Raw genomic sequence first — 1,416 nt, forward strand, 5'->3', positions numbered from 1 at the left:
ACAGGCCCGGCGGACCTGGGGCACCGCCGTCGTCGCCACCCCCGGCCCGCTGACGAACGAACAGGAGATATCTGCAATGACGATCAAGCGACTCATCGCCGGCGCGGTGCTCGCGGGCGCCCTCGCGATCGGCGCGACGGGCTTCGGCACCGCGGTAGCCAGCGCCGATCCCCCGCCACCGCCCCCGGGGCCCGGGCAACCGGGCCCACCGCCGCCGGGACCGGGCGGGCCGTTCGGGCCCCCGCCGCCCGGACCTGGCGCGCCCGGCGGCCCGTTCGGGCCGCACCCGGGCGGACCTCCCCCGCCGCCGGGGTTCTAGTCCGGCGAGGCGCCGGCCGCGCCGACGGGCAGGCTGAGCCGGAACTGCGCCCCGCCCTCGTGGGGAAGGCAGGTCAGCTCGCCCCCGTGGGCGCGCGCCAGCGCCCGGGCGATGGGCAGGCCGAGCCCGGCGCCGCCGTGGTCGCGGGCGCGCCCGGCATCGAGGCGCACCAGCCGCTCGAAGATGCGGTCACGCTCGTCGTCGGGAATGCCCGGGCCGGTGTCGGTAACCGTCACCTCGGCGGTGTGGTCGCCGGCGCGCAGGTCGACGGTGATCGCGCCGCCCGCGGGGGTGTACCTGCGGGCGTTGTCGAGCAGGTTGCCCAGGATTTGCGCCAGCCGGGTCGGGTCCGCCTTGACCTCGAGCTTGGCCAGGCCGGTCCGGACGACGGTGACGCGGGGCGCCAGCATGGTCGTCCGGTCGGCTTCGGCGTCGACCACCGCGGCGAGGTCGACGTCGTGCACATCCAGCGGCAGCCCGGCGTCGATGCGACTCAGATCCAGCATGTCGCCGACGAGGCGTCCGGCGCGGCGGGCGTCGGAGAGCAACAGGGTGGCGCGACGGTACTGGCCGCGGGCCGCGGCGTCGTGTTGATGCCGGCCTGCGTTGCTGGCGAGTTGTTCGGCGGCGACCTGAATGCCGGCGATCGGGGTGCGCAGCTCGTGGGCGGCGTCGACCAGAAATCGCCGGGTGGCCGCCTCCGCGCGCCGGGCGTCGTCGGCCGCGTCCCGCGCCCGCCGCTCGGAGGCTTCCAGCGCCTCCAGCATTCCGTCGAAGGCGCCGGCCGCGCGGCCGAGTTCGGTATCGGTGCGCTTGGGACGCAGTCGGCGGCCACGATCACCGGTCGCGATGTCAGTCGCCAGCGCGGTCAGCCGATCCAGCGGCCGCAGCGCGACCCGGCTGACCGCGACCGACAGCAGCGCCGCTACCAGCAGCGTCGCCACGCCGGCGCCGATCATCAGCTTGCGGAGCTGGCGGGTGACCTGCGTGGTCTGCGTCGTGTCGGCCATCAGGATGAGGCGGCCCCCGTCGGGCAAGGGGTGGACCAGCTCGGTGGCGGTGGCGCCCGGCGGCGCGGGCGGGCCGGGTGGCGGGGG

The 1,416-nt window shown here is 76.6% G+C and carries 1 protein-coding gene and 1 pseudogene; one reads left to right on the forward strand and one right to left on the reverse strand.

Annotation, left to right across the window (positions count from 1 at the left end; genetic code table 11):
- Window positions 1–319, forward strand: a pseudogene (locus AWB89_RS27175) (hypothetical protein); the annotation flags it as partial.
- On the opposite strand, the gene AWB89_RS25460 reads toward AWB89_RS27175, so the two are convergent.
- Window positions 316–1,416, reverse strand: a 1,101-nt coding sequence (locus AWB89_RS25460; RefSeq protein ID WP_085177457.1) for a HAMP domain-containing sensor histidine kinase, incomplete at its 5' end; no start/stop codon positions are given. The pseudogene AWB89_RS27175 and the gene AWB89_RS25460 overlap by 4 nt on opposite strands.

The sequence above is a fragment of the Mycobacterium paraense genome (assembly GCF_002101815.1).
Classification (GTDB): domain Bacteria; phylum Actinomycetota; class Actinomycetes; order Mycobacteriales; family Mycobacteriaceae; genus Mycobacterium; species Mycobacterium paraense.